Annotated in this window: 27 protein-coding genes; 17 read left to right on the top strand and 10 right to left on the bottom strand. The window is 71.5% G+C overall.

All coding sequences use genetic code 11. From position 1 onward, the window contains the following. Positions 1-2: 2 nt before the first annotated feature. A complete protein-coding gene (locus tag ABEG18_RS23215; RefSeq protein WP_406855406.1) occupies positions 3-1,118 on the bottom strand; it encodes a DUF2125 domain-containing protein in 1,116 nt (371 codons plus the stop codon). 161 nt (positions 1,119-1,279) lie between these two features. Here ABEG18_RS23215 and ABEG18_RS23220 point away from each other — a divergent pair, with 161 nt between their 5' ends. Further along, positions 1,280-1,825 carry a gamma-glutamylcyclotransferase gene (locus tag ABEG18_RS23220; RefSeq protein WP_406855407.1) on the top strand — a complete coding sequence of 182 codons (546 nt, stop codon included), beginning with the start codon at positions 1,280-1,282 and terminating at the stop codon, positions 1,823-1,825. Positions 1,826-1,856: 31 nt separating this feature from the next. Here the strand turns inward: ABEG18_RS23220 and ABEG18_RS23225 are convergent, their stop codons facing one another. Beyond that, positions 1,857-2,279, bottom strand: a complete 423-nt coding sequence (locus ABEG18_RS23225; RefSeq protein ID WP_406855408.1) for a hypothetical protein — start codon at positions 2,277-2,279, stop codon at positions 1,857-1,859. A 126-nt stretch (positions 2,280-2,405) separates the two neighbouring features. Here ABEG18_RS23225 and ABEG18_RS23230 point away from each other — a divergent pair, with 126 nt between their 5' ends. The 3 genes from ABEG18_RS23230 (at position 2,406) to metW (ending at position 5,440) form a co-directional block, all read left to right on the top strand. Then, positions 2,406-3,476: an MBL fold metallo-hydrolase gene (locus ABEG18_RS23230; protein WP_406855409.1), complete on the top strand. Its 1,071-nt coding sequence runs from the start codon at positions 2,406-2,408 to the stop codon at positions 3,474-3,476. A gap of 121 nt (positions 3,477-3,597) precedes the next feature. After that, a complete protein-coding gene (locus tag ABEG18_RS23235) occupies positions 3,598-4,809 on the top strand; it encodes a homoserine O-acetyltransferase (RefSeq protein ID WP_406855410.1) in 1,212 nt (403 codons plus the stop codon). Next, on the top strand, positions 4,802-5,440 hold the full coding sequence (metW, locus tag ABEG18_RS23240) for a methionine biosynthesis protein MetW (RefSeq protein ID WP_406855411.1): 639 nt from the start codon (positions 4,802-4,804) through the stop codon (positions 5,438-5,440). Before ABEG18_RS23235 ends, metW begins: the two co-directional genes overlap by 8 nt. A 50-nt stretch (positions 5,441-5,490) precedes the next feature. On the opposite strand, the gene ABEG18_RS23245 is transcribed toward metW, so the two are convergent. The 3 genes from ABEG18_RS23245 to ABEG18_RS23255 form a co-directional block, all read right to left on the bottom strand. Next, positions 5,491-6,360 carry a dienelactone hydrolase family protein gene (locus tag ABEG18_RS23245; protein WP_406855412.1) on the bottom strand — a complete coding sequence of 290 codons (870 nt, stop codon included), beginning with the start codon at positions 6,358-6,360 and terminating at the stop codon, positions 5,491-5,493. Positions 6,361-6,427: 67 nt separating this feature from the next. After that, positions 6,428-7,336 (bottom strand): site-specific tyrosine recombinase XerD, encoded by a 909-nt coding sequence (locus tag ABEG18_RS23250; protein WP_406858690.1) that lies wholly within the window; start codon positions 7,334-7,336, stop codon positions 6,428-6,430. Between the two features lie 116 nt (positions 7,337-7,452). Then, a complete protein-coding gene (locus ABEG18_RS23255; protein ID WP_406855413.1) occupies positions 7,453-7,596 on the bottom strand; it encodes a histidine kinase in 144 nt (47 codons plus the stop codon). Positions 7,597-7,769: 173 nt separating this feature from the next. Here ABEG18_RS23255 and ABEG18_RS23260 point away from each other — a divergent pair, with 173 nt between their 5' ends. The 5 genes from ABEG18_RS23260 to ABEG18_RS23280 all read left to right on the top strand — a co-directional run bounded on the left by ABEG18_RS23260 (position 7,770) and on the right by ABEG18_RS23280 (position 13,359). After that, positions 7,770-8,339, top strand: a complete 570-nt coding sequence (locus tag ABEG18_RS23260; protein WP_406858691.1) for a shikimate kinase — start codon at positions 7,770-7,772, stop codon at positions 8,337-8,339. Beyond that, positions 8,336-9,460, top strand: a complete 1,125-nt coding sequence (gene aroB / locus ABEG18_RS23265; RefSeq protein ID WP_406855414.1) for a 3-dehydroquinate synthase — start codon at positions 8,336-8,338, stop codon at positions 9,458-9,460. Before ABEG18_RS23260 ends, aroB begins: the two co-directional genes overlap by 4 nt. 10 nt (positions 9,461-9,470) lie before the next feature. Then, positions 9,471-10,769 (top strand): HlyC/CorC family transporter, encoded by a 1,299-nt coding sequence (locus ABEG18_RS23270; RefSeq protein ID WP_406855415.1) that lies wholly within the window; start codon positions 9,471-9,473, stop codon positions 10,767-10,769. A 91-nt stretch (positions 10,770-10,860) separates the two neighbouring features. After that, the gene (locus tag ABEG18_RS23275) at positions 10,861-12,423 is read left to right on the top strand and encodes a glucan biosynthesis protein (RefSeq protein WP_406855416.1); all 1,563 of its coding nucleotides are present in this window, start codon (positions 10,861-10,863) and stop codon (positions 12,421-12,423) included. Between the two features lie 93 nt (positions 12,424-12,516). Continuing rightward, positions 12,517-13,359 (top strand): MurR/RpiR family transcriptional regulator, encoded by an 843-nt coding sequence (locus ABEG18_RS23280; RefSeq protein ID WP_406855417.1) that lies wholly within the window; start codon positions 12,517-12,519, stop codon positions 13,357-13,359. A gap of 9 nt (positions 13,360-13,368) precedes the next feature. Here the strand turns inward: ABEG18_RS23280 and ABEG18_RS23285 are convergent, their stop codons facing one another. Together ABEG18_RS23285 and ABEG18_RS23290 are read right to left on the bottom strand one after the other, a co-directional pair. Next, on the bottom strand, positions 13,369-14,334 hold the full coding sequence (locus tag ABEG18_RS23285) for an MBL fold metallo-hydrolase (RefSeq protein WP_406855418.1): 966 nt from the start codon (positions 14,332-14,334) through the stop codon (positions 13,369-13,371). A 157-nt stretch (positions 14,335-14,491) separates the two neighbouring features. After that, positions 14,492-15,247, bottom strand: a complete 756-nt coding sequence (locus ABEG18_RS23290) for an SDR family oxidoreductase (protein WP_406855419.1) — start codon at positions 15,245-15,247, stop codon at positions 14,492-14,494. A 185-nt stretch (positions 15,248-15,432) separates the two neighbouring features. Here ABEG18_RS23290 and ABEG18_RS23295 point away from each other — a divergent pair, with 185 nt between their 5' ends. The 7 genes from ABEG18_RS23295 (at position 15,433) to ABEG18_RS23325 (ending at position 19,887) form a co-directional block, all read left to right on the top strand. Continuing rightward, positions 15,433-15,810, top strand: a complete 378-nt coding sequence (locus ABEG18_RS23295) for a hypothetical protein (RefSeq protein ID WP_406855420.1) — start codon at positions 15,433-15,435, stop codon at positions 15,808-15,810. 38 nt (positions 15,811-15,848) lie between these two features. Then, entirely contained in the window at positions 15,849-16,244 is a 396-nt protein-coding gene (locus ABEG18_RS23300) for a PRC-barrel domain-containing protein (protein ID WP_406855421.1), read from the top strand. A gap of 228 nt (positions 16,245-16,472) precedes the next feature. Continuing rightward, positions 16,473-17,129 carry a transglutaminase-like cysteine peptidase gene (locus ABEG18_RS23305; RefSeq protein ID WP_406855422.1) on the top strand — a complete coding sequence of 219 codons (657 nt, stop codon included), beginning with the start codon at positions 16,473-16,475 and terminating at the stop codon, positions 17,127-17,129. A gap of 108 nt (positions 17,130-17,237) precedes the next feature. After that, positions 17,238-17,996, top strand: a complete 759-nt coding sequence (locus ABEG18_RS23310) for a heme ABC transporter permease (RefSeq protein ID WP_406855423.1) — start codon at positions 17,238-17,240, stop codon at positions 17,994-17,996. After that, positions 17,996-18,166 carry a heme exporter protein CcmD gene (gene ccmD, locus ABEG18_RS23315; protein ID WP_406855424.1) on the top strand — a complete coding sequence of 57 codons (171 nt, stop codon included), beginning with the start codon at positions 17,996-17,998 and terminating at the stop codon, positions 18,164-18,166. Before ABEG18_RS23310 ends, ccmD begins: the two co-directional genes overlap by 1 nt. Position 18,167: 1 nt before the next feature. Continuing rightward, entirely contained in the window at positions 18,168-18,797 is a 630-nt protein-coding gene (locus ABEG18_RS23320) for a DsbE family thiol:disulfide interchange protein (RefSeq protein WP_406855425.1), read from the top strand. Between the two features lie 31 nt (positions 18,798-18,828). Continuing rightward, a complete protein-coding gene (locus ABEG18_RS23325) occupies positions 18,829-19,887 on the top strand; it encodes a DUF2332 domain-containing protein (protein ID WP_406855426.1) in 1,059 nt (352 codons plus the stop codon). Between the two features lie 92 nt (positions 19,888-19,979). On the opposite strand, the gene ABEG18_RS23330 is transcribed toward ABEG18_RS23325, so the two are convergent. The 3 genes from ABEG18_RS23330 to tsaD all read right to left on the bottom strand — a co-directional run bounded on the left by ABEG18_RS23330 (position 19,980) and on the right by tsaD (position 22,754). Next, on the bottom strand, positions 19,980-20,543 hold the full coding sequence (locus tag ABEG18_RS23330) for a septation protein A (RefSeq protein ID WP_406858692.1): 564 nt from the start codon (positions 20,541-20,543) through the stop codon (positions 19,980-19,982). Positions 20,544-20,712: 169 nt separating this feature from the next. Then, entirely contained in the window at positions 20,713-21,720 is a 1,008-nt protein-coding gene (locus ABEG18_RS23335) for an NAD(P)H-dependent glycerol-3-phosphate dehydrogenase (RefSeq protein ID WP_406855427.1), read from the bottom strand. Continuing rightward, positions 21,717-22,754, bottom strand: coding sequence for a tRNA (adenosine(37)-N6)-threonylcarbamoyltransferase complex transferase subunit TsaD (tsaD, locus tag ABEG18_RS23340; RefSeq protein WP_406855428.1), 1,038 nt, complete (start codon positions 22,752-22,754; stop codon positions 21,717-21,719). The genes ABEG18_RS23335 and tsaD overlap by 4 nt, the downstream gene beginning before the upstream one ends. A 117-nt stretch (positions 22,755-22,871) precedes the next feature. Here tsaD and hemC point away from each other — a divergent pair, with 117 nt between their 5' ends. Continuing rightward, on the top strand, positions 22,872-23,816 hold the full coding sequence (gene hemC / locus ABEG18_RS23345; RefSeq protein WP_406855429.1) for a hydroxymethylbilane synthase: 945 nt from the start codon (positions 22,872-22,874) through the stop codon (positions 23,814-23,816). The last annotated feature ends 15 nt before the right edge of the window (positions 23,817-23,831 follow it).

Below are 23,831 nucleotides of genomic sequence, written 5' to 3' on the forward strand. Positions count from 1 at the left end.
CCTCAGTAGAGCGGGGCCAGCCGCGCCACCGGGATCGGCCCCAGATAGGCCTTGCCGTTGTCGAGCCGCAGCGGCAGCGTCACGCCCTTCAGCGCGCCGGTCGCGCCTGGCGGCGGGGCGGCGTCGACCGGGCGCTTGCCGCCGAGCACGCCGGCGATCAGCCCGCCGATGGCGGCCGTGCGGCTGCTCACGCCGAGCGACTGCAGCAGCTCGTCGAGCCCCGTCAGGGTCAGCTCGACCCGGCCCTGGGCCCGGTGCAGCTCGTCCAGCCCGAGGCTGCCATTGGCGTCGATGCGCTTTCCGCCCTTCAGCAATGCGAGGCTGGTGACCTGCAGCCGGCCGCCCGCATCGCGCCAGCGGTCGAGCTCGCGCTGGAAGCCGCCCGCGCCCAGCGGCTCGGCCTTCGTGACGGTGGCCAGCATCGTGGCGTCGGTCGGCTCGCCGCTGTTGAACAGCGCGTCGAGGGCCGGCAGCCGAACGCCGTTGAGGGTGGCGGCGACGTCATAGGCGTGGTCCTCGGCGGGCCTGTCGGGCGTGCGGCGCAGGTGCAGCTCGACTGCGCGCGCGCCGGTCTCGATCGCGCCGGCGTCGTTGTTGGCCACCAGCGTCGGGCCGCCCATCTCCACCGAGATGCGCTCCAGGCCGCTGCCCGGCTTGCCGATGACGCTGGCCCGCAGGCTCTCCCACGCCATCGACAGCGCGCCGCCGGCGTCATCGCGCAGCTCGAGCGGGCCGTCCGCCTCCACGATCACGTGGGTGGGCGAATAAACCTGCGCCACGGCCAGCACGCGGCCGATCTGGCCGGCCACGGCCCGGTTCTCGGCCCTGCCCTTGAAGCTCGGCTTGTCGCAGGAGACCTCGATCCGGAACGGGAAGCCGCCGATCCGGCGCGCCGGGCAGGTCCAGTCGCGGCCATGCGCCGCCTCGCGCTGCAGCCAAGCCTCGATCTCGCGATCGGTGCGCCATGACGCGAAGGCCCAGAACCCGCAGGCCGCCGCGCCCGCCGCCGCCAGCAGCGCCGCCGGTCCGAACAGCCGCAGCCGGGACGGCCGCGACCGCGACGGCGGGGCGCCCGAGGGACTCGCGGTCGCCGGGCGCCAGCGCTTGACCTGGTTCATGTCCGTCTCCTTCGCGCCCGCCGCGTCGTGGGATGCGGTCAAACGCCAACAGGCGGGTTCGTTCCGGCCCGCCGGGCCGAAACGCGTTTCGCCGAGTCGCAAGATGGTCTACCTGCTGGCCTCGACCCCGCCAACAGGATGCGAGCGAGAGCGCTGGACGGATGACTGCGGAAACGGGCGATTTGTGGGTGTTCGGCTACGGGTCGCTCATGTGGCGCCCCGGCTTCGACTACGCCGAGCGCGTGATGGGCACGCTGCATGGCTATCACAGGGCCTTGTGCATCTATTCGCACGTGCATCGCGGCACGCCGGACCGGCCCGGCCTGGTGCTGGGCCTCGACAGGGGCGGCGCCTGCCGCGGGGTCGCGTTCCGGGTGGAGGCGGCCGCCGCGGCCGAGACGCTCGCCTATCTGCGGGCGCGCGAGCAGGTCACCATGGTGTATCGCGAGACCACGCACCGCCTGCGGCTGGCGGACGGGCGCGCCGTGCAGGCCATCGCCTATACGGTGAACCGGGGGCACGCCCAATATGCGCCGCGCCTGCCCGAGCCCGACCTGCTCGCGCTCGTGCGGCAGGGAGTCGGCGTCTCGGGCCCCAATCCCGACTATGTGCGCAACACGCACGCGCACCTGCTGGAGCTCGGCATCCGGGACGCGACGCTGGAATGGCTGGCCGAGCGGCTCGCGCCGGAGACCAGCGCCGTGTGAGCGCCGGCGTCGTTCCGCCGCAGGCCGGACCTCACGCCTGTGGCGGCCCGCCGAGATCGGATGCGGCGACCGCCCGTGCGCACTCGTCCTCGGCCAGCAGGTGGAGATGCACCTCGTCGGCGTCCCTGAACGGCGCCAGCGCGGCGAGCGGAGCGTCGCCCGCCTCATGCGCGACCGCGCCGGTGACCCGCAACCCGCCGTCGGGCCCGCGCCGGACGGCGAGCGCCACCATGCCGGCGTAGTCCGGCGCAGACCCCGGCTCATAGGCGGAGACCACATAACGGCGGCCGGACCGCCCGCGCCACGCATGGAAGCGCCGCGCCAGCGGCGTGTCCGCCCCGGCGCGCAGCGCCACATGGCGGGCCGCGGAGGGGCCGGGACGTTCCTGCGGCGGCTCTCCGGCGCGCGGCGAGATCGGGGGCTGCACGCCCGGGGGCTCGAGCTCGGTCACCATGTCGGATCCTCGTTGAAGAACGAAAGTGGAACAAACCGCCTGTTCGTGTCAAGGCCCGTCGCGCGATCCGCAGAGGAACGCCGGGGCCGCCTTGCCGCCGGCGGACCGCCGACCATCTACAAGGCCATGAACAGGCGAACCCTGATGACGATGGCGACGATTCCGGCGGCGGCCGCGGCCGCGATGGGCCTGATGGGCTTCAGGGCCCGGGCCAATCCCTATTACGCCGGCCCGCCGAGCGATCATTTCGACGGCGTGCGCTTCTTCAATCCGGGCGGGCCCAACACCAAGGGCCTCAAGGAGCTCATCCGCTGGCGCCTGGGCGACGGCAAGGAGGACTGGCCGGCCGCCTTCCCGAGCCCGTTCCGCGACAAGCCCCCGGCGCGCGTCGAGGGCGCGGGCCTGCGCGTCGCCCTGATCGGCCATGCGAGCTTCCTGATCCAGACTGCGGGGCTGAACATCCTGGCCGACCCGGTGTGGTCGGAGCGCTGTTCGCCGGTCAGCTTCGCCGGCCCGCGCCGCGTCAACGCGCCGGGCGTGGCGTTCGACGACCTGCCGCCCATCGACGTCGTGATCGTCACCCACAACCACTACGACCATCTCGACGTGGAGACCCTGAAGCGCCTGTCGGCGCGCTTCTCGCCCCGCATCGTGACGCCTCTCGGCAACGACGCCGTGATGCGCGACGCCGGCGTCGTCGCCGACTACGCCACGCTCGACTGGGGCCAGAACGTCCCCGTCGGCAACGGCGTGGTCCTGCACGCCGAGCAGGCGCTGCACTGGTCGGCGCGGGGCGTGCTAGACCGCCTGAAGGCGCTCTGGGCCGCCTTCGTGATTGAGGGACCCGCCGGGGCCGTCTACCATATCGGCGACACGGGCTTCGGCGACGGGGCGCATTTCGCGCGGGTGCGCGAGAAGCACGGGCCGCCGCGCCTGGCGGTGCTGCCGATCGGCGCCTATGAGCCGCGCTGGTTCATGCGCGACCAGCACATGAACCCCGACGACGCCGTGAGGGCGCTGCTCGCCTGCGGGGCCGAGCATGCGGTGGGCCACCACTGGGGCACCTTCAAGCTCACCGACGAGGGGATCGAGCGTCCGCCCGCGGCGCTGGCGGAGGCGCTGGCGCTTCACGGGGTGGCCCCGGAGCGGTTCCGGGCGCTGCGTCCGGGCGAGGTCTGGGAGACCGCGGCGGCGTGAGCCGGCCTGATGCGCAAGGTGTTGAAACGGCGGCCGGAATACGAATTGACTTGCGGCCGGAAAGATCCCCCGCTACCCGTTTCGTTCTGTTCTCCGAACAATACGGACTGACAGCGGAACGATGCCACGCACCCTCGGGACGCACGCGACGCCATCCCCCGCCCCCAACGAGGCCGATGAACCCTCGAGCCTCGTGGCGCGCTTCGGCGCGGACCAGCCGCTCCATCTCGACTGCGGCGTCGCGCTCTCGCCGCTCACGATCGCCTACCAGACCTACGGGACCCTGAACGCCGACAAGTCCAACGCGGTGCTGATCTGCCACGCCCTGACGGGCGACCAGCACGTCGCCAGCGTGCATCCGCTGACCGGCAAGAACGGCTGGTGGGAGACCATGATCGGCCCCGGCAAGCCGATCGACACCAACCGCTTCTTCGTCATCTGCTCGAACGTGGTGGGCGGCTGCATGGGCAGCACCGGCCCGGCCTCGCGCGCGCCGGTCGACGACCGCCCCTACGCGCTGGATTTCCCGGTCGTGACCATCCGCGACATGGTCCGCGCCCAGGCGATGCTGGTCGACCATCTGGGCGTCGACACGCTGTTTTGCGTGGCGGGCGGCTCCATGGGCGGCATGCAGGTGCTGCAATGGGCCGCGAGCTTCCCGCAGCGGGTGTTCTGCGCCCTGCCGATCGCCACCGCGGCCAAGCATTCGGCCCAGAACATCGCCTTCCACGAAGTGGGGCGCCAGGCCATCATGGCCGACCCCGACTGGAAGGCCGGCCGCTACCTGCAGGACGGCGCGCGGCCCGAGAAGGGGCTGGCGGTCGCCCGCATGGCGGCGCACATCACCTATCTGTCGGAGCCCGCCCTGCACCGGAAATTCGGCCGCAAGCTGCAGGATCGCGCCGCCCCGACCTTTTCGTTCGACGCCGATTTCGAGATCGAGAGCTATCTGCGCTACCAGGGCCGCTCCTTCGTCGAACGCTTCGACGCCAACAGCTACCTCTACCTCACCCGCGCGATGGACTATTTCGACCTCGCCGCCGACTATGACGGCCGGCTGGCCCAGGCCTTCCGGGGCTCCAAGACGAAGTTCTGTGTCGTCTCCTTCACGTCCGACTGGCTGTTTCCCACCTCGGATTCGCGCGCCGTCGTGCATGCGCTGAACGCCTCCGGGGCCTCGGTGTCCTTCGTCGAGATCGAGACCGACAAGGGCCACGACGCCTTCCTGCTCGACCTGCCGGAGCTATTCGCCACGACGCGCGGCTTCATCGATTCGGCCGCTCGCGCCCGCGGGCTTCCCGGCCCCGACGGCGCCGGAGCCCGGCATGGCTGACATCCAGTTCCCGACGGGGGCGTCCGCCACCCGCATCGACCTGCTGCTCGTCGCCGGCATGGTGGAGCCCGGCTCCCGCGTGCTCGACGTCGGCTGCGGCGACGGCACGCTCCTGCGCATGCTGCAGGACGGCCGCGACGTCGACGCCCGCGGCATCGAGCTGTCGCAGAAGGGCGTCAACGAATGCGTGGCGCGCGGCCTGTCGGTGATCCAGGGCGACGCCGACACCGACCTCGCCGACTACCCCGACGACAGCTTCGACTATGTGATCCTGTCGCAGACCATCCAGGCGACCCGCCGGCCCAAGGTGGTGCTGGAGCACATGCTGCGCATCGGGCGGCGCGCCATCGTGTCCTTCCCGAATTTCGGCCACTGGAAGATCCGGGCCAAGCTGGCGCTCAGCGGCCGCATGCCGGTCACCGAGAACCTGCCGGTGTCATGGCACGAGACGCCCAACATCCATTTCTGCACGATCCGCGACTTCATCGCGCTGGTGGACGAGATCGGGGCCCAGATCGAAAAGGGCGTGGCGCTGGACGCCGGCGGCAACCAGGTGCGTTTCACCATGCCCTGGTGGGTGTGGAACCTCTTCGGCGAACAGGCCGTGCTGGTGCTCACCCGCGGGCGTTAGACGAGCCTCGCGGCTGGCGGAACCCCGGTTCCGCCCATGGCGGAATGATCTCAGAGCCCGAGCGTCCTCACGAACGGGTTGACGTGTTCGGACCAGAGTCGGCCGCCCCGGCGCATCAGGTTGTGGCCGTCGGGGTCAGGCACGGGCCCGGTCATGACGAATCGGACGCGACCGCCCGCCTCCGCAAAGCGCTTGCTCCAGAGCGCGGGGGCTTCGGCGCCCCAATACTGGTCGTTCACGGCGTAGAGCCACAGCGACGGCCCATGCGAGCTTCGCCCCGCCGCGGCGAAGGCCTGGGCGACGTCCTCGACCCCGCAGCTTTGGCCTGGATGCCGCACGGGGTCGCCGCCCGTCCCGCCCGAGAAATTGACGACCCCGATCACTCCGGGCGGATTGCGGCCGCCGAGCACGACGCTGGCGAGGCCTCCCACGGACTGGCCGACGAGGAGGATGCGGTCCCGCCGGGCCCAGCCTTGCGCGCGCACCCAGGCGAGCGCTTCCTCCACGGCGTCCGCGGCCGTGTTGGCGGCCCGCATGGCGTGGGGCGCGCCCAGGCAGCGGCCCTGCTCGTCCCACCGGGCGCCGCTCGATTCGCGGTCCGGCCCGCCCGTCGCGCCGTAGCCGGGCCGGATGGGCGCGACGACGGCGAAGCCCTTGCCGAGCCAGTAGCCGGCGTGTCCGAGCGGAATCGGGTTGCGAAGGGCCGCCCGGCCTTCGGCCTTCGTGGCGCGCCCGTGGGAGAAGATCACGACCGGACGCTGGCCGCCGCCCGGCGGCAGGAAGAGCTGGGCCTGCATGGACCCGATCTGGACGAGCTGCGGGGTGGGATCCTCGGCTCTCGCGGGGCGGACCGCGAGAGCGGCGAGCGCGAACAACGCGGCGACGAGCGCGAAGCGGCGGGCGACGAGATAGCGGGCCATGGGATGTTCCGGCGAGGCGATCCTCAAGCTTCGCCGCGCCCCTGGCGGGCCGCAAGCAACCGCAGGTTTAGTCGTCCGCCAAGGGATGAAGATCCCTCACAAGCGATTTCAGCCGCTCGTCGATCACGTGAGTGTAGATCTGCGTGGTCGAGATGTCGGCGTGGCCGAGCAGCTGCTGGACGACGCGAAGGTCGGCGCCGTTGTGCAGCAGGTGGCTCGCGAAGGCGTGGCGCAGCACATGCGGGCTGACCGCGTCGGCCGAGAGCCCGGCCGCCGCCGCGCAGGCCTTGAGGTCGCGCGCGAAAGCCTGCCGGGTCAGGTGGCCGCTCTCGCTGTCGGCTGGAAACAGCCAGGCGTTCGGGGCGCCCAGGGCGCGGTCGCGCGAGCGGGCCTCATCGCGCAGGGCGACATAGCGGGCGAGGCTCGCCTTGGCGCGGTCGTTCAGCGGCACGAGCCGTTCCTTCCCGCCCTTGCCGCGCACCGTGATGATCGGCTCGCGCACGCGCGCGGCGCTCGCCGGCAGCGCCACGAGTTCGCTGACGCGCAGGCCCGTGCCGTAGAGCGCCTCCAGCAGCGCCGACAGGCGCGCCGCCCGGATGCGCTCGCCCATGGGCCGCCCGGCGTCGTCGACGCCCTCCGCGGCCACGGCCAGCAGGCGGTCGACGTCGTCGATGCTCATCACCTTGGGCAAGGGCCGGCCCCGCTTGGGGCCCGCCAGCGCCACCGTGGGATCGTCCGTCCGGTAGGTCTCGCCATAGAGGAACTTGTGCAGCTGCTTGACGGCCGAGAGCCGCCGCGCCGCCGACGACGCCTTCAGCCCTCGGGCGGCGAGATCGTCCAGATAGGCCCGGATGGCTTCCGTGGAGGCGTCGAGCGGCCCCTGGCCTTCGCTCGCCAGGAATCCGGCGTAGTCCTCCAGGTCGCGCCGGTAGGCGTCGAGCGTGTTGCGCGCCGCGCCGCGCTCGGCCGCCATCATGGACAGAAACGATTCGACGGGCGATTCGCCGATTCCGGCCGGCTTCGCCGCCGCCGCGCGGGGCGACCGCCGGGGCGCGGCGGGCTGCGACCGCGGGCGTCGGGCGCCTGCGGGCTTCATCGGGGCAGCTTGGAGGCCGGGATCGTCACCGTGATCTCCCGCTGCTCCGGCTCATACAGGGTCGCGAGGGCCAGCATGCCCCCATAGACGCATCCGGCCAGGATAGCGCAAATCAGCAGGAAACGGAGGATGACGGGCACGGTGGGCTCATCGTGGCGATGTCTCTTTCGACCACGCCCTCTGGTTGAACGCAAGGGGCGTGAAATGCCGGTGCGGTCCGTGCTAGAGGAAGCCGGGAGAGCCAGCCGGCTGGGGAACTGAGTTGAGCGTCGTCGCCGAATCCATGGGCATCACTGCAGCGAGCGGCGCCGCCATGGGCCCATCGCCCGTCGAGACCATCCGCAGCGGGCTGGCCGGCCGGTCGATCGTGCTCGTGGGCATGATGGGCGCCGGCAAAAGCTCGGTCGGGCGCCGTCTCGCCACCCGCCTGCAGCTGCCCTTCTCGGACGCCGACGTCGAGATCGAGAAGGCCGCCGGCATGACCATCCCGGAGATCTTCGCCAGCCGCGGCGAGGCGGAGTTCCGCGACGGCGAGCGCCGCGTCATCGCCCGGCTGCTGGCGGAGGGGGCCAAGGTCCTGGCCACCGGCGGCGGCGCCTATATGAGCCAGGAGACCCGCGACCGCGTGGCGCGCTCGGGGATCTCGGTCTGGCTCAAGGCGGATTTCGACGTGCTGATGCGACGCGTGCGCAAGCGGTCCAACCGGCCGCTGCTGAAGAACCCGGATCCGGAGCAGACGCTGAAGCGCCTCATGGACGACCGCTATCCCACTTACGCGCTGGCCGACCTCACCGTCCTGTCGCGCGACGTCCCGCACGAGGTGGTGGTCAACGAGATCATCCAGGAGCTCGCCGAGCGCCTCGGCCAGGAGGCGTCGGCATGAGCGCGCAAGCGCACGAGGTCGTCCGCGTCCCGCTGGGCGACCGCGCCTACGACATCCGGATCGGGCGCGGGCTGATCGAGCGCGCCGGCGAGGCCATCGCGGCCGTGGCCCCGGGCGCGGCCTGCGCCATCGTGACCGACGACAACCTCGCCCGCGAGCACCTGCCCACCCTGGAGGCGGCGCTCGAGCGGGCCGGCGTCAGGTCCGCCCGCATCGTGGTCGCCCCCGGCGAGGCGTCCAAGAGCTACTCGGTCTTCGCGACCGTCTGCGACGCCGTGATCGCGGCCCGCATGGAGCGCGGCGACGTGGTCGTGGCGCTCGGCGGCGGCGTGGTGGGCGACCTCGCCGGCTTCGTGGCCGCCGTCGTGCGGCGCGGCATGCGCTTCGTCCAGATCCCGACGAGCCTCCTGGCCCAGGTCGATTCGTCGGTGGGCGGCAAGACCGGCGTCAACTCGCCTCACGGCAAGAACCTGGTCGGCGCCTTCCACCAGCCCTCCCTCGTGCTGGCCGATGTCGGCGTGCTGGACACGCTGCCGGCCCGCGAGTTCCGCGCCGGATACGCCGAGGTGGTCAAATACGGGCTGATCGACGACCCCGGCTTCTTCGCCTGGCTCGAGCAGAACCACCGCGGCGTCTTCGCCGGCGGGCCCGAGCGCACCCACGCGATCCGCGCCAGCTGCGCCGCCAAGGCCGCCATGGTGGCGCGCGACGAGCGCGAGGAGGGCGACCGCGCGCTTCTCAATCTGGGCCACACCTTCGCGCACGCCTTCGAGCGCCTCACCTTCTATGACGGCTCGCGCCTGGTGCATGGGGAGGCGGTGGCGATCGGGCTGTGCTGCGCCTACCGCTTCTCGAACCGCCAGGGCCTGTGCGCCGGCCAGGACGCGGGCCGCGTCGAGGGCCACCTGCGCACGGTCGGGCTGCCGACCCGCATCCGCGACATCCCCGGATGGGAGGCCGGCGCGGACGCCATCCTGGACGCGATGTTCCAGGACAAGAAGGTCAAGCGCGGCGCGCTGACCTTCATCCTGGCGCGCGGCGTCGGACAGAGCTTCATCGCGCGCGGCGTGGAGGCGGATCCGGTTCGCGCCTTCCTTGACGAGGAGCTGGGGAGACCCTGATTCTAGCCCCATGGAAAGCATAGAGGTCCAGGCCAATCCCTGGTTCGCCCTCGCCATCGTGATCTTCTGCCTGGCGCTGTCGGCGTTCTTCTCGGGAGCCGAGACGGCCCTGACGGCCGCGTCCCGCGCCCGCATGCACGCGATGCAGCAGCAGGGCGACAAGCGCGCCGCCATCGTCAACAAGCTCCTGATGCTGCGCGAACGCCTGATCGGGGCCATGCTGATCGGCAACAACGTCGTCAACATCGGCGCCTCGGCCTTCACCACCAGCGTGCTGGTGCAGTTCTTCGGCTCGGAGGGCGTGCTCTACGCCACGGTCGTGATGTCGATCCTGGTCGTCGTCTTCGCCGAGGTGATGCCCAAGACCGTGGCGATCAACAAGCCCGACCAGGCCGCGCTGCTGCTGGCCCGACCGGTCTCCTGGGTGGTGGCGCTGTTCGGGCCGCTCACCATGGCGATCGAGGCCTTCGTGCGCGCGGTGCTGCGCCTCTTCAAGATCGACATCAGCGAGAACCAGAGCGTCCTGTCGGCCAGCGAGGAGATCCGCGGGACGGTCGAGCTGCTGCACTGGGAGGGCGGCGTCGAGACCGAGGCGCGCCGCATGTTCGGCGGCCTGCTGGACCTGGAGGAGCTCGGCGTCTCCGACGTCATGATCCACCGCACCAAGATGCGGACCATCTCGGCCGACCTGACCTCCGAGGAGATCGTCCGCGAGGTGCTGGCCTCGCCCTATACGCGCCTGCCGCTCTGGTCGGGCACCCCGGAGAACATCATCGGCGTGCTGCACGCCAAGGACCTGCTGCGCGCCCTCGACGCCGTGAAGGGCGAGGCCGCCCGGCTGGACGTAAAGGCCATCGCGCTGGACCCGTGGTTCGTGCCCGACACCACCTCGCTGGCGGACCAGCTCAAGGCGTTCCTGAGCCGCAAGACGCACTTCGCCCTGGTGGTCGACGAATACGGGGAGGTGATGGGCCTGGTGACCCTGGAGGACATCCTCGAGGAGATCGTCGGCGACATCAAGGACGAGCACGACCTCAGCGTGCAGGGCGTCCGTCCGCATGCGGACGGTTCGGTCAGCGTCGACGGGTCGGTGCCGGTGCGCGACCTCAACCGCGCCATGGACTGGCGGCTGCCCGACGAGGAGGCCACCACCATCGCGGGCCTCGTCATCCACGAGGCGCAGATCATCCCGGACGCCGGGCAGGTCTTCACCTTCTACGGCTACCGCTTCCAGGTGCTGCGCAAGTCCCGCAACCGCATCACGGCGCTGCGGATCACGCCCGTCAGCCGGCTGAACGCCGCCGAGTAGCGCCTGCCTAGCCCGGGCGGCGTAGCGGCCCCGAGGGAACGGCCTGCGGCGCGCCGGCGTTGGGGCTGGTCAAGCTCAGGGTGACTCGCACGTGCCGCAGGACCGCATCGACCGTCGACGTTTCGCCGCCGCCCTCGCCGGCGCTGCGGCGCTGGCCGCCGCCCCTCCGGCTTTCGCCCAGACCGCGCCGGCGCAGCCGCCGCAGCCGAGCTTCCGCTTCGAGGACGTGGTGGAGCGCGCCCGCCGGCTCGCGGCGGAGCCGTTCCAGTCCGCCCCGCCGGCCCTGCCGGAGGCGCTGGCCTCTCTCGACTACGACGCCTACCGGGACATCCGCTTTCGCCCCGAGAAGGCGCTCCTCGGCGAGGACAGCCCCTTCCGGATGCAGCTCTTCCACCCGGGATTCCTGTTCAAGCGCCCGGTGACGGTGAACATCGTCAGTGGCGGCGTCCCGGCGCCCGTGCCCTACTCGGCCTCGCTGTTCGACTACGGCAAGAACAAGTTCGACCGGCCGCTCCCGGTCGGCCTGGGCTTCGCCGGCTTCCGGCTGCATTACCCGCTGAACAGCCCGGACCAGCTGGACGAGCTCGTGGTCTTCCTGGGGGCGAGCTATTTCAGGTTCCTGTCGCGCGGGCAGCGCTACGGCCTGTCCGCCCGGGGGCTCTCGATCGGCAGCGGCCAGGCCGACGAGGAGTTTCCGTTCTTCCGGGAGTTCTGGGTGGAGCAGCCCGGCAAGGGCGCGGAATTCGTCGTCCTCTACGCCCTGATGGACGGCGCGTCGGTGACGGGCGCCTACCAGTTCGTGGTGCGGCCGGGCCCGGAGAGCACGGTGGAGGTGCGCAGCACCCTGTTTCCCCGCAAGCCCATCCAGGCGGTCGGCATCGCGCCGCTCACCTCGATGTTCTTCACCAGCGAGAACGATCGCCGGCTGCGCGACGACTTCCGCAACGAGATCCACGACTCCGACGGGCTCCTGGTCCATACGGGCGGCGGCGAATGGATCTGGCGCCCCCTCGCCAATCCGCCGGCCCCGCGCAGCTCCCATTTCATGGACCGCAACCCGCGCGGCTTTGGGCTGCTGCAGCGCGACCGCAACTTCGCCCGCTATGAGGACCTGGAGGCGCGCTACGACCTTCGCCCGAGCTACTGGGTGGAGCCGGGCGGCGACTGGGGCGAGGGCAGCGTCGACCTCGTCGAGCTGAACACCCCGGACGAGACCAACGACAACATCGTCGCGTTCTGGCGGCCGGCCCGCGCCCCGGAGCCCGGGACCCCGCTGGAGCTGACCTATGTGATCCGCTCGCTCGACCAGCGCGACCTGCATCGGGGCGGCAAGGTCACCGGCACGTTCCAGACGGCGTTCTCCGGGCCGCCGCCCGCGGCGGGCGCGTCCAAGCGGCGGTTCCTGGTGGATTTCACGTCCGGCGACCTGCCCTTCTACCTCGCCTCGCCCCGCAAAGTGAGCGTCGTCGTGCAGGCCCAGGGCGGGCGCGTCACCCGGCAGGTGCTGGAGCCCAATCCGGTCACGCAGGGGTTCCGGGCCTATCTGGACGTGGAGGCCGACAAGGGCGCCACGGCCGAGCTCAGGGCCTTCCTGACCGTCGACGGCCACGCCCTGACGGAGACATGGGCCTTCGCCTGGGTGGCCCCCGCCTGACGGCGAAAGCCCGTCACAGACGTTCCAAGCTTGAAACAGACGTTCCATCCGTGCTCATCTGGGCGGCGCTCCCTTGGCGTTCCCGGATGACGCATGCAGCCCGACGCCCCCCGTGACTTCGACAGCCTCAAGACCGTCCTGATGGCCCGCCGTGGCGAGTTGCCCGCCCGCCTGCAGCAAGTGGCCGAGTTCGCGGTGTCGCATCCGGACGAACTGGCCTTCGGCACCGCCGCCAGCATCGCCCAGCTGGCCCGGGTGCAGCCCTCCACCCTGGTGCGCTTCGCAAAGGCGGTGGGCTATTCGGGCTTCTCGGACCTGCAGAGCGTGTTCCGGCACCGGCTGCGGGACCGGTGGCCCGATTACGGCGAGCGGCTGCAATCGCTGCACGACGTCAAGCCGGCCGCCGGCGACCCCATGGGGCTGCTTCTCGGCTTCGCCGAGACCGCGGCGGCGTCCCTGCAGCGGGTGCGCCAGACCATCTCCGGGCAGGACCTGGAGACCGCCATCGACATCCTGGGATCGGCCGAGACCATCTATCTCGTCGGGCTTCGCCGCGCCTTCCCGGTGGCCGCCTACCTGGCCTACGCGCTTCCCAAGCTGGGCATCCGCAGCGTCCTAATCGACAATGTGGCCCATCTGGGGGCGGACCAGCTGTCGCATTCCGGCCCGCGCGACGCGCTGGTGGCGATCAGCTTCTCGCCCTACACGCCCGCCACCATCGAGCTGACCCGCGCGGCAGCCGGACGGGGCGTGCCCGTGGTGGCCCTCACCGACAGCCCGTTCAGCCCGCTCACCGAGCAGGCCGCGGTGTGGTTCGAGATCATCGAGGCCGACTACGCGGCGTTCCGCTCCATGTCGGCGACCTTCTGCCTGGCGATGACGCTGGCCGTCGCGGTCGGCGAGCGCCGGGACGAAACGCGGTCCCGGCGCTCCTAGATCAAAGCCTCAGAGCACGGTCGTCCAGGGCGCGGGGATGAGCTCATAGCCCTTCCCGTCCTTGGCGATGTAGCCGTTGGCCGGGAACGGGAAATGGAAGCCGGCCACGTGCATGCGCTCGGCCGCAACCATGTCGAGCACCTTGTGGCGCGTCGCCCGGGCCATCTCGGCGTCCTGGTCGAACACGGCCGACCAGTCGGGATTGCGCACGAAGAGCGCCGGATGGTTGGTGACGTCCGACAGGATCATCAGCCGGTCGGAGCCCGACGCGACCGAAAAGATCGTGTGCCCGGGCGTATGGCCCGGCGCGCCGATCGCCGTGATCCCGGGGGCGACCTCCTTGTCCCAGTCGTAGCGTTTCACGTCCTTGGCGATCGGCCCGAAGACGCGCCGCACGTTCTGGAAATTGCCCTTCAAGCCCTCCGGCGCCTGCGCCATCTTGGCGTCGTCCATCCAGAAGTCCCACTCCTTGGCGGGGACCAGGATCTCGGCCTTGGAGAAGCCCTCGATGCCCTCCTTCGGCCGGACGCCGTTGATGTGGTCGCCATGGAAATGGCTGATCACGACGGCGTCGATCGCCGCGGGATCGATGCCGGCGGCCTTCATGTTGGGGATCATCAGGCCGTTGGTCGGCCCGCCGAGGCCGCCGAGGCCGGTATCGAACAGGATCAGCTTGGAGCCCGTGTTCACCACCAGCACCGTGAAGGTGATCGGCAGCTCCTCGGGCGACATATAGGCCTGCTTGAGGGCGTCCTGGACCTCCGGCAGCTTGGCGTTGCGCACGAAGCCTTCGGTCAGCTTCAGCCGGTTGATCCCGTCATGGATGGCGGTGATCTCGTAGTCGCCGACCTTGTAGCGGTAGGCGCCGGCGGTCTGCTGGCCAAGCTTGGGGGCGGCGGCCTGGGCGGAAGGCGCGACGGCGGCGGCGGCGAGGCCGGCGCCGGCGGCCATGAATGTGCGGCGGTCGATCGACATGCGGGGGACGTCTCCTCGTCTCGTCGCGGCCGGGTCGGCCGCGACACGCGTCAAGTTAGGGCGCGGAGGCCGAACTTAACGGTCGAGAAGACGAGAGACGTTCAACTTCACGTGAGAGGGCCGCACTTGACGGCGGACGGCTGCACGCCCGATCAGCTCAGCCCCGTCCCACGAACGGCATCTTGGTCGCCATCACGGTCATGTTCAGCACATTCGCGTCGAGCGGCAGGTTGGCCATGTAGACCACCGCGCGGGCGACGTGATCGGCGTCGATGCGCGGCTCGGGCGCCATGGTCCCGTTGGCCTGCATGACGCCGCCCGTCATCCGTTCGGTCATGTCGGTGGCGGCGTTGCCGATGTCGATCTGCCCCACCGCGATGTCGTATTTGCGCCCGTCGAGCGCCGCCGAGCGCGTCAGCCCCAGCACGCCGTGCTTGGTGGCCGTATAGGGGGCCGAGTTGGGCCGCGGCGCATAGGCCGAGACCGAGCCGTTGTTGATGATGCGCCCGCCCCGGGGGTTCTGGTCCTTCATCACCCGGAAGGCGTTCTGGATGCCCAGGAACACGCCCGTCAGATTGGCGTCCACCACCATGCGCCACTGCTCGAAGCTGAGTTCCTCGAGCGGGATCGCCGGCGCGCCCGTGCCGGCGTTGTTGAAGACCACGTCGACGCGGCCGAAAGCCGAAACCGTGGCGTCGAACAGCGCCCGCACGGAGGCTGGATCGGCCACGTCGGCCGGCTGCACGAGGGTGCGCGCGCCGGCGGGGGCCAGTGCGGCCGTCGCCTCGAGCGGCTCGCGGCGGCGGCCCGCCAGTGCGACCGCATAGCCGTCCTTCACGAGCGCGAGCGCGGTCGCGCGGCCGACCCCGGTCCCCGCCCCCGTCACGATGGCGACTTTGCTGCCTGCGCTCATGCCCGATCTCCCGATGCTCTTTCTTGCGATGCGCGCTCCCGGCGCAGCCGGCACATTGGCCGGGGGCTGGGCGACGGGCAACCGCTTTGTGCCAGATCGGCCGCCCCACCGCGAGCGCCGCCGGGAACCGCGCATGCGCTGATCGGTTGACTCGCCACAAGGACAACGATCAGCAGGAGAACCGCATGCTTTCGAGACGGATCTCGACGTTCCGAAGCCTGGGCTTCGCCGCCCTGGCGTCCCTCGCATGCGCCGCCGCGACCGGCGCCCTCGCGCAGGCGCAGGTCAAGGACCCGAACATGCCGGACCCGAAGACCACCGTCCCGGAGAAGATCGACCCCCCGCTGAACCAGAGCCAGTCCGGCCCCGGCTCGGACACCACCGGGACGATCCGCGGCCGCACCCTCAGCGATCAGCTGAACAAGTCCGACGGCGTCATCAAGCCGCCGTCCGGCACGGATCCCGGCATCGCCGCGCCCGCGCCCGTTCCCAATCCCGGAACGACGCCGGTCATTCCGCCTCCCGGCTCGCCGGGCGGAAACCCCTCGGTCGACCCGAAGTGACCCGCGGCCAGGCGAGCGAACCGATGCAGGAGGATGTCATGAGCGACGCGCATCCAGGCCCGACGCATCAGCGCGGGCTGCCCATCAACGAAACCGAGCGCCTGATCGGCTCCGACAAGGTCGAGGGCACGAGCGTCTATGACCGGCAGGGCAACAGCCTGGGTTCGGTCTACAATTTCATGGTCGACAAGGTGACCGGCAAGGTCGCCTACGCGGTCATGTCCTTCGGCGGCTTTCTCGGCATGGGGGAGCGCTACCATCCCATCCCGTGGAAGAAGCTCGACTACGACACCCGCATGGGCGGCTACGTGGTGGACACCACCAAGGAGGAGCTGGAGCACGCGCCGAGCTATACGGCCGCCGAGACCCCCTGGAAGGACCCCGACTACGGACGCAGCGTCTACGACTTCTACCGCATCCCCTTCTACATGTGACCGGACCGGCGCCGGCGGGCCCCGCAGGGCTGCGCCGGCCGCCCCCGGCGGCAGGGTTAACGACTCCTCGCCGCGACCGCATAAACGCGACTTTTCAGATCTCGATTCAAAATACCATTCCGTTGGATCACCGGGACAGTAATGGCCGGCTGATTCAAATTTGACGCATTTCCATCAGCGATCGATTGCAAGAGGCGGACAAGGATCATCCCGAACAAAGGGATGGTCATGTCTTCCTGGTCATTACTCCGCCGCACGCCTATACATGCCGCCACGGCAGCCGTTCTTGCCCTTGCAGGCCTGACTCATTCCGGGGCGGCCGCCGCCGGCGAGCGCCTGGCGTCGCTGCCCAGCCCGGTGCCGCCCGCCAACGCCGCAGGCGCGGCGCGGCCCATCGCGGCGTGGCAGGAATTCTGCGCCAAGCGCCCCGCCGAGTGCGCCATCGACGTCGCCGAGCCGGAGCGCGTCGCCCTGACGCCCACGGCGTGGAAGACGATCGTCGAGATCAACTCCCGGGTGAACCGGGTGGTGAAGCCTCTCACCGACATGGAGCACTGGGGCGTCGTCGACCGCTGGGACTTCGCCGAGGACGGCTATGGCGACTGCGAGGACTACCAGCTCCTGAAGCGCCGCATGCTCGTCTCGGCCGGCTTCTCGCGCCGCGCCATGCCGATGACGGTGGTGCTGGACGAGAACAACGAGGGGCACGCGGTGCTGATGATCCGCACCGACCGGGGCGACTTCGTGCTCGACAACAAGCGCGACGACGTCCTGAGCTGGCAGGCCACCGGCTACGTCTTCGTCAAGCGCGAGAGCCAGCTGGAGACCGCCTGGGTCAGCCTGAACCACGTCTCCGGCGTGACCTCGACGGCCTCGCGGCGCTGACCGGGGACCGCGCGGACCGGGTCCGCGCGGCGGGAGGGCGGAACGGGCGCGCCGCATGCGGGTTTCGTCGCATTGCGGCCCGGGTCTCCTGCCAGTAGAAGCAGAACCATGCTGCGCTACGCCAACCCGACCCTGTTCCTGGAGCTCGCCCGGAAGCTGATCCCCGGGTTCGCGACGCTTGGCGCCGTGCTCATCGCCGTCGCGCTCGCGCTCGTCGCCGTCTCGCCGGCCGACTACCAGCAGGGCGAGACCGTCAAGATCATGTATGTGCACGTGCCGGCCGCCTGGCTCGGGATGGCGTGCTACAGCCTGATGGCGCTCTCCGCCATCGGCACGCTCGTCTGGCGTCACCCGCTGGCCGACGTGTCCCAGAAGGCCGCCGCGCCGCTGGGCGCCGCCTTCACGCTGCTCTGCCTCGTCACCGGCTCGCTGTGGGGCAAGCCGATGTGGGGCACCTGGTGGGTGTGGGACGCCCGGCTGACCTCCGTGCTCGTGCTGTTCCTGATGTATTGCGGCGTCGTGGCGCTGTGGAACGCCATCGAGGACCCGGCCCGGGCGGCGCGCGCCGTGGCGGTGCTCACCCTCGTGGGCTTCATCAACATCCCGATCGTGAAGTTCTCCGTCGATTGGTGGAACACGCTGCACCAGCCGGCCAGCGTGCTGCGCATGGGCGGCTCGACCATCGACGCCAGCATGCTCTGGCCGCTGCTGGTGATGGCGGCCGGGTTCACCTGCGTCTTCGCCGCCCTCCACATGGCCGGGATGCGCAACGAGATCCTGCGCCGCCGCGTGCGGACGCTCGGGCTGATGGCCGCCCAGCGCGAGCCGGACCTCGGCGGCGCCGCTCCGGCCCTGGAGCATCCCTGATGGCCGCGCCGCATACCGGCTTCATCGTCGTCTCCTACGCGGCCGCCGCGGCGGTGTTCCTGGTCCTGGGGCTGCGCGCCTATCTGCAGCACCGGGCGCTGCGCGCCGAACTCGCCCGGCTGGAGGAGCGCGGCGCGCGCCGCCGGTCCGCCGCAGCTTCGGGAGCCTAGGATGTCGCTCCAGCCCGAGACGCTCCCCTCGCCGTCGGAGCCGCAGGTCGACGCGCCCCGCCCGACGGTGCGGCGCTGGGCCGTGCTCGCGCCGCTGGCGCTGTTCGCCGGGCTGGCCTTCCTGTTCCTGACCCGCCTGGACGGATCCGACACCTCGCGGATCCCCTCCGCGCTGATCGGCAAGCCCGTACCGGCCTTCTCGCTGCCCCCGCTCGAGGGCCTGATGCGCGACGGCCAGCCCGTCCCCGGCCTGTCGAGCGCCGACCTGAAGGGCGCCGGCGTCACGCTGGTGAATGTCTGGGCCTCCTGGTGCGTGCCCTGCCGGGCCGAGCACCCGATGCTGGTCGAGCTCGCCCGGACGCCCGGCGTCCGCCTGCTGGGCCTGAACTACAAGGACCAGGGCGAAAACGCCCGCCGGTTCCTCGGCGCGCTGGGCAACCCCTATGCGGCCGTCGGCGCCGACACGGCCGGGCGCGCCGCCATCGACTGGGGCGTCTATGGCGTCCCCGAGACCTTCGTGATCGCCCCGGACGGGACCATCGCCTACAAGCAGATCGGCCCGATCACGCCCGAGGCCATCGCCGGCCCGCTTGGGGAGGCGATCCGCAAGGCCGGCGCCGGCAAGGGCTGAGGCCGGTCGGCCAGCGGGCGCGGAGACCCCCATGGCGGAGCAGACGATCCGTTCCAGCTTCGAGCGCCAGGCCGGGGCCTGCAGCGACCTCGGCTCGCCCTTCACGGCCGCCCTCTGCCGGCTGATGGCGGAGCGCCTCGACCGCGCCACCGCCTTCGGACGCCGCATCCTGGACTGGCCGGGACCGCCGGGGGCCGACGCGCTGCCCTTGCGGGCCGCCGGCGCGCTGCACGCCTTGGCTCGCCGCGGCTATGAGCCGCTCGCCCGCCTGTATCCACCGGCCCCGTTTCCCGGTCCGGACGCGCTTTGGGAGGGCGTGCGGCATGCGCTGGCGTCCCACGACCGGGAGCTCGCGGCATTCCTGGACAGCCCGCCCCAGACGAACGAGGTCGCCCGGTCCGGCGTGCTGATCGGCGGCTTCCTGGTCCTCGCCCGGGAGACGCAGGCGCCGCTGGACGTCCTCGAGATCGGGGCCAGCGCCGGCCTGAACATGGGCTTCGACCGCTACGCCTATGAGCTGGGCCAAGCCGGAAGCCATGCGTCCGCGGCGGCCGGGGAGGACGCGCCGGTGCGGCTGGCCTGCGACTGGCGCGGCCTTCGCCCGCCGCCGCTCGACGCGCCGCTGCGGGTCCGGTCCCGGGCGGCCTGCGACCAGAATCCGCTCGATCCGGCCGACCCGGCCGCGCGCGAGCGCCTCCTCGCCTATGTGTGGCCGGACCAGGCGCAGCGCCTCGCGCGTCTTGAGGCCGCGCTGGACGCGGCGGCGGCCGCGCCCTGGCGCGTCGAGAAGGCGGACGCCGCCGACTGGGTCGAGCGGCGTCTCGCCGAGCCCCGCGAGCCCGGCGGATGCCGAACGCTGTACCATTCCATCGTGTGGCAGTACCTGCCCCCGGCCGTCCAGGCGCGCATCCAGAACGCCATGGAGGCGGCCGGCGCGGCGGCTTCGAGCGGCGAGCCGCTGGCCTGGCTCCGCCTGGAGGCCGACGGCGACCCGCGCTCGGCGGGGCTGCGCCTGACGCTCTGGCCCGGCGGAGAGACGCGGCTGCTGGCGCGCGGGGACTTTCACGGCCGCTGGGCGGAGTGGCTGTAGAGCACGCTGCGAAAAGGTGGAAACCGGCTTTTCACGCAACAGCGTGCGACCACCAGGAAACGAGAGCATGCTCTCGGCGACGGACGCCCGCCTCACTCCGCCGTCGTCGCCTCCTTCACCTCATGGCGCAGGATCAGCGGCGTCTGCGACAGCGCGAAGGCTAGCGTCAGCGGCATGATGCCGAACACCTTGAAGTTCACCCAGAAGTCCGTCGTCTGGGTGCGCCAGACGACCTCGTTGATGGCCGCCAGCGCGAAGAAGAAGAGGCCCCACCGGAAGGTGAGCTTGCGCCATCCGGCGTCGTCGAGCTGGAACACCGTGTCGAGCACGACGGGCAGCAAGGGCCGGCCGAAGGCGAGGCCGCCCAGCAGCACCACGCCGAACAGCGAGTTCACGATGGTGGGCTTCAGCTTGATGAAGTGATCGTCCTGCAGCCAGAGCGTCAGCCCGCCGAACACCAGCACCACCACGGCCGTCACCATCGGCATGATCGGCAGGTGGCGCGTCAGCGCGTAGGAGACGGCCAGCGAGACCAGCACGGCGGCCATGAACACGCCCGTCGCGATGAAGATGCCCGCCCGCTGGTTCGCCAGGAAGAAGATCACCAGCGGCCCCATCTCCAGCGCCAGCTTGAGGATGGGGTTGAGCTTGCGCATGCGCTTGCCTTCCAGCAGGCCGGGATCGTCGTTCGCCTGCGGGGTCGGGATCGGCTGCTCGGTCATGGTCTCGCTTTGCGTCGGGCGGGGGGCGGCGCCAGGGCCGGCGGGGCCGCGCCGGGGCTTTTCGCGCCGACTTCTATCAGATCCTGCGGCGCCCGCGCCATCCTCACCCCTCGGCCTTCACCGGGCGCGTCATCAGCGCCTCGATGGCCTCGTCGATCCCGAGATCGCCGGACAGCACCCGGTCCACGGCCGTCGCGATCGGCATGTCCACGCCGCGCGCCTGCGCCATGCCCACCAGCGCCCGCGCGGTGAACACGCCCTCGGCGAGCTTGCCGGCGCCCGCCTGGCCCGTCGCCATGCCGGCCCCGAGATCGAAGCCATGGGCGAAGTTGCGCGACTTCGCCGATCCGCAGGTCAGAATGAGGTCGCCCAGGCCCGACAGGCCCATCAGGGTCTCGGGCCGGCCCCCATAGGCCCTGGCGAAGCGCGACAGCTCGGCGAAGCCCCGGGCCGTCAGGGCGGCCTTGGCGCTCTCGCCCAGGCGCCGCCCGGCCACGATGCCGGCCGCGATGGCGAGCACGTTCTTGGCCGCGCCGCCGATCTCGACGCCCCGCATGTCGGTCCCGTGATAGACCCGGAACGTCGACGACGAGAGCGCCTTGGCCAGCGCCTCGGCGGCCGGCTCCAGCGGGGCGGCCAGCACGACGGCGGTCGGCAGGCCCCGCGCCACGTCCTCGGCGAAGCTGGGGCCGGACAGGACCGCCGGCATGGCGCCGCGCAGCAGGTCGGCCACGATCTCGGTCATGAACAGTCCGGTCGCGCGCTCGATGCCCTTGGCGCAGACCACGACCGGGACGCCCTGCTTGAGGACGATCGCCAACGCCTCGGCGACCGAGCGCAGCGCCTGGGCCGGAACGGCCAGCAGCACGGCGCGCGCCGCGCCCATCTCGGCCAGGTCCGCGGTGGGCTCGACCGTGGGCGCCAGCGGCGCGCCCGGCAGATGGCGGGCGTTCTGGCGCGACGCCCGCATGGCCGCCGCGTCGTCCGGATTGCGCGCCCAGAGCAGCACCCGCCGGCCCTGCGCGGCGGCCGCGTTGGCGAGCGCGGTGCCCCATGCGCCGGCCCCCACCACCCCGATGGGGTCGAAAAGCGGCGGCGCGGCGGCGCTCACGCTCCGGCCTCCGCCAGCGGCCAGCGCGCCTTCGGGGCGACGCCCAGCCCGTCGATCATGCCCTTGCGCAACCGCTCCAGGCCGGCCCAGGCGATCATCGCGCCATTGTCGGTGCACAGCTCCAGCGGCGGCGCGGCGAGCCGCAGCCCGGCCTCGCTGGCGAGACGTTGCAGCGCCCGCCGGACCGCCTGGTTGGCGGCCACGCCGCCGGCCACGACCAGGGCGTTGGGCTTGCCGGCGCGCTCGCCGAAGAGCCGCAGCGCGACGCGGGTGCGGTCCACCACGACGTCGACGACCGCCGCCTGGAACGACGCGCAGAGATCCGCCACGTCGGTCGCGGTCAGCGGCGCGATGCGCTCGGCCTCGATGCGCACGGCGGTCTTCAGCCCCGAGAGCGAGAAATCCGCCGTCGGCCGCCCGGCCATCGGTCGGGGCAGCGCGAAGCGCTCGGGATCGCCGCGCTCGGCCTCCCTCTCCACCTGCGGCCCGCCCGGATAGGGCAGGCCCAGCAGCTTGGCGGTCTTGTCGAAGGCCTCCCCGATGGAGTCGTCCATCGTGGTCCCGAGCCGCACATAGTCGCCAACGCCCTTGACCGCGAGCAGCTGCGTATGGCCGCCCGAAACCAGCAGCAGCAGATACGGAAAGGCCACCTTGTCGGTCAGCCGCGCCGAGAGCGCGTGAGCCTCCAGGTGGTTGACGGCGATCAGCGGCTTGCGGGCCACCAGCGCCAGCGCCTTGGCGGTCGTGAGCCCTACGATGACGCCGCCGATGAGCCCCGGCCCCGCGGCCGCCGCGACGGCGTCGACCTCCGACAGGCGCAGCCCGGCGCGCTCCAGCGCCCGCGCCACGATCCGGTCCAGCACCTCCACATGGGCGCGCGCCGCGATCTCGGGCACGACGCCCCCATAGGGCGCGTGCTCGGCGATCTGGCTCAGCACCTCGTTGGACAGGATCTCGGCGTCCCCGTCCTGGGTGGACCGCACCACGGCCGCGGCCGTCTCGTCGCAGGTGGTCTCGATGCCGAGAACGCGCATGTCGGGGTCCCTCGCCGGTTCCGGATCCGTGGAGGGCGCTGACTTTCGCGTCCCCGCACGACACCCTATAGTCCGCGCGGTCCGTGAAGGAAACGGCGGCTCACCGGAGACAAGACGTTGACGCAAGGCAATGTTCGGCTGCGGATCGGAACGCGTGGAAGCCCTCTGGCGCTCTGGCAGGCGCGCGAGGTGCGCGCCCGCATCCTGGCCGCCCATGGCTGGCCCGAAGAGGCGGTGGAGCTCGTCGTCATCAAGACGTCCGGCGACATGATCCAGGACCGCGCCTTGGCGCAGGCGGGCGGCAAGGGACTGTTCACCAAGGAGATCGACGCCGCCATGCTGGCCGGCGAAATCCATCTCGCGGTGCATTCCGCCAAGGACCTGCCGACCTTCTTTCCCGAGGGCATCGCCATCGCCGGCTACCTGCCGCGCGAGGACGTGCGCGACGCGCTGATCAGCGCCGGCGCCCGCTCCATCGAGGACCTGCCCCGCAACGCCGTCGTGGGCACCGCCAGCCTGCGGCGCGGCGCGCTGGTGAAGCGCCTGCGGCCCGACGTGACCACGACGCTGCTGCGCGGCAATGTGGAGACGCGCCTGCGCAAGACCCAGGAGGGCGAGATCCACGCGACCCTCCTGGCCATCGCGGGGCTGAAGCGCCTCGGCCTCGCCGACCGGGCCGCGGCCGTGCTGGACCTCGACGCCTTTCCGCCCGCCGTCGGGCAGGGCGCGATCGCGGTGACGGCGCGCGGCGGCGACGCGGCGGCGCTGGAGGCCTTCGCAGCCGTGAGCTGCGCCGAGACGGCCGTCGCCCTCTCCGCCGAGCGCGCCTTCCTGGCCGTGCTGGACGGATCCTGCAAGACGCCCATCGCCGGCCACGCGGTCGTGGAGGGAGGGATGGTGCGCTTTCGCGGCATGCTGCTGCGGGAGGACGGCTCGGAGACCTTCGAGGCCGCCCGCGTGGGGGCCGTCGCCGACGCGGCCGGCCTCGGCGCTGAGGCCGCGCACGACATCGTCGGGCGCGCCCCGGCCGACATCCTCGCCCACGACGCCGGGCCGCGCTGATCCGCCCCGCATTTC

This window comes from Alsobacter sp. KACC 23698 (genome assembly GCF_045348435.1).
Classification (GTDB): Bacteria; Pseudomonadota; Alphaproteobacteria; order Rhizobiales; family Beijerinckiaceae; genus Alsobacter.

Excerpts from the sequence above, each read along its gene's own strand:
- ABEG18_RS23215 (WP_406855406.1), bottom strand. The coding sequence starts at position 1,118 with ATGAACCAGGTCAAGCGCTGGCGCCCGGCGACCGCGAGTCCCTCGGGC.
- ABEG18_RS23220 (WP_406855407.1), top strand. The coding sequence starts at position 1,280 with ATGACTGCGGAAACGGGCGATTTGTGGGTGTTCGGCTACGGGTCGCTC.
- ABEG18_RS23225 (WP_406855408.1), bottom strand. The coding sequence starts at position 2,279 with ATGGTGACCGAGCTCGAGCCCCCGGGCGTGCAGCCCCCGATCTCGCCG.
- ABEG18_RS23230 (WP_406855409.1), top strand. The coding sequence starts at position 2,406 with ATGAACAGGCGAACCCTGATGACGATGGCGACGATTCCGGCGGCGGCC.
- ABEG18_RS23235 (WP_406855410.1), top strand. The coding sequence starts at position 3,598 with ATGCCACGCACCCTCGGGACGCACGCGACGCCATCCCCCGCCCCCAAC.
- metW (WP_406855411.1), top strand. The coding sequence starts at position 4,802 with ATGGCTGACATCCAGTTCCCGACGGGGGCGTCCGCCACCCGCATCGAC.
- ABEG18_RS23245 (WP_406855412.1), bottom strand. The coding sequence starts at position 6,360 with ATGGCCCGCTATCTCGTCGCCCGCCGCTTCGCGCTCGTCGCCGCGTTG.
- ABEG18_RS23250 (WP_406858690.1), bottom strand. The coding sequence starts at position 7,336 with ATGATGGCGGCCGAGCGCGGCGCGGCGCGCAACACGCTCGACGCCTAC.
- ABEG18_RS23260 (WP_406858691.1), top strand. The coding sequence starts at position 7,770 with ATGGGCCCATCGCCCGTCGAGACCATCCGCAGCGGGCTGGCCGGCCGG.
- aroB (WP_406855414.1), top strand. The coding sequence starts at position 8,336 with ATGAGCGCGCAAGCGCACGAGGTCGTCCGCGTCCCGCTGGGCGACCGC.
- ABEG18_RS23270 (WP_406855415.1), top strand. The coding sequence starts at position 9,471 with ATGGAAAGCATAGAGGTCCAGGCCAATCCCTGGTTCGCCCTCGCCATC.
- ABEG18_RS23280 (WP_406855417.1), top strand. The coding sequence starts at position 12,517 with ATGCAGCCCGACGCCCCCCGTGACTTCGACAGCCTCAAGACCGTCCTG.
- ABEG18_RS23285 (WP_406855418.1), bottom strand. The coding sequence starts at position 14,334 with ATGTCGATCGACCGCCGCACATTCATGGCCGCCGGCGCCGGCCTCGCC.
- ABEG18_RS23290 (WP_406855419.1), bottom strand. The coding sequence starts at position 15,247 with ATGAGCGCAGGCAGCAAAGTCGCCATCGTGACGGGGGCGGGGACCGGG.
- ABEG18_RS23295 (WP_406855420.1), top strand. The coding sequence starts at position 15,433 with ATGCTTTCGAGACGGATCTCGACGTTCCGAAGCCTGGGCTTCGCCGCC.
- ABEG18_RS23300 (WP_406855421.1), top strand. The coding sequence starts at position 15,849 with ATGAGCGACGCGCATCCAGGCCCGACGCATCAGCGCGGGCTGCCCATC.
- ABEG18_RS23305 (WP_406855422.1), top strand. The coding sequence starts at position 16,473 with ATGTCTTCCTGGTCATTACTCCGCCGCACGCCTATACATGCCGCCACG.
- ABEG18_RS23310 (WP_406855423.1), top strand. The coding sequence starts at position 17,238 with ATGCTGCGCTACGCCAACCCGACCCTGTTCCTGGAGCTCGCCCGGAAG.
- ccmD (WP_406855424.1), top strand. The coding sequence starts at position 17,996 with ATGGCCGCGCCGCATACCGGCTTCATCGTCGTCTCCTACGCGGCCGCC.
- ABEG18_RS23320 (WP_406855425.1), top strand. The coding sequence starts at position 18,168 with ATGTCGCTCCAGCCCGAGACGCTCCCCTCGCCGTCGGAGCCGCAGGTC.
- ABEG18_RS23325 (WP_406855426.1), top strand. The coding sequence starts at position 18,829 with ATGGCGGAGCAGACGATCCGTTCCAGCTTCGAGCGCCAGGCCGGGGCC.
- ABEG18_RS23330 (WP_406858692.1), bottom strand. The coding sequence starts at position 20,543 with ATGCGCAAGCTCAACCCCATCCTCAAGCTGGCGCTGGAGATGGGGCCG.
- tsaD (WP_406855428.1), bottom strand. The coding sequence starts at position 22,754 with ATGCGCGTTCTCGGCATCGAGACCACCTGCGACGAGACGGCCGCGGCC.